The following is a 972-nucleotide window of genomic DNA, read 5'->3' as shown; positions in this document are numbered from 1 at the left end:
CGCTCCTGTCCATGGACATCCGCGAGCTCGACCGGCGCGCCCTCGCGTACGCCGGGCAGGTCATCGACGACGTCGGCGACGGGCGACTGACCCTGCCGACTCCCTGCCCCGACTGGACCCTCCACGGGCTGCTCCGGCACATCGTCGGTCAGAACGAGGGCTTCGCCGCCGCCGCACGCGGCCGGGGAGCGGCCCTGTCCGTGTGGCGCGACGGGCGGCTGGGCGCGGACCCGCCCCGCGCCTTCGCGGCGTCGGCGAAGCTCGTCAACGAGGCGTTCGGCGAGGAGGGCGTGCTCGACCGGCCGTTCGACCTGCCCGAGGTCCGCGACGGGCTCACGATCCCCGGCGCGATCGGCTTCCACTTCCTCGACACCCTCGTGCACGCCTGGGACGTCGCCGCCACGGTCGGCGCCGCGTGGGAACCCGATGGCGAGCTCGTCACGGCCGCCCTCGGCATCGCCGCCCAGGTGCCACGGGACCCGGAGTCGCGCGGCCCCGGCCTCGCCTTCGAACCGGTGATCGCGGTGCCCGTCGGCCTGCCGGACGGCGACCGGCTGCTCGCCGTGCTCGGCCGCTCGCCCGGCTGGACTCCTCCCAGCGGGGAAATCCGTTGACCCATGCGCGAGGGATCGGCACCGTGGCCGGATGCTGATCCGACGAGAGACGCCCGAGGACGTCGCGGCGGTCCACGCCGTGACCTCCGCGGCGTTCGCCGGTCCGGGCTCGACCGGCGAGGTGACCGAGACCCGTCTGCTGGGGGAGCTGCGCGCCTGCGACGCGTGGCTCCCCGCCCTGTCGCTCGTCGCGTGCGAGGGACGGCGCGGAGAGGTGCTCGGCCACGTCGTCTGCACCCGGGGGCACGTGGCCACCGTGCCCGTCCTCGCGCTCGGCCCGCTGAGCGTCCGGCCGGGGGACCAGCGCCGCGGCGTCGGGCAGGCGCTGGTCCACACCGTCCTGGGCGCGGCGGACGCC

Annotated in this window: 2 protein-coding genes; both read left to right on the top strand. The window is 76.3% G+C overall.

Annotated elements, in window-relative coordinates; translation table 11 throughout:
• Window positions 1-614: TIGR03086 family metal-binding protein (locus ACFFNX_RS51165; protein ID WP_378213765.1), on the top strand; the 614-nt coding region annotated here is incomplete at its 5' end.
• A 31-nt stretch (window positions 615-645) separates the two neighbouring features.
• On the top strand, window positions 646-972 hold a 327-nt coding region (locus ACFFNX_RS51160), incomplete at its 3' end, for a GNAT family N-acetyltransferase (protein ID WP_378213763.1).

The sequence above is a fragment of the Actinoallomurus acaciae genome (assembly GCF_042429965.1).
Taxonomy (GTDB): domain Bacteria; phylum Actinomycetota; class Actinomycetes; order Streptosporangiales; family Streptosporangiaceae; genus Actinoallomurus; species Actinoallomurus acaciae.
The sequence above is the reverse complement of the archived record's forward strand: the minus strand, read 5'-3'. Positions and strand labels throughout refer to the sequence as shown.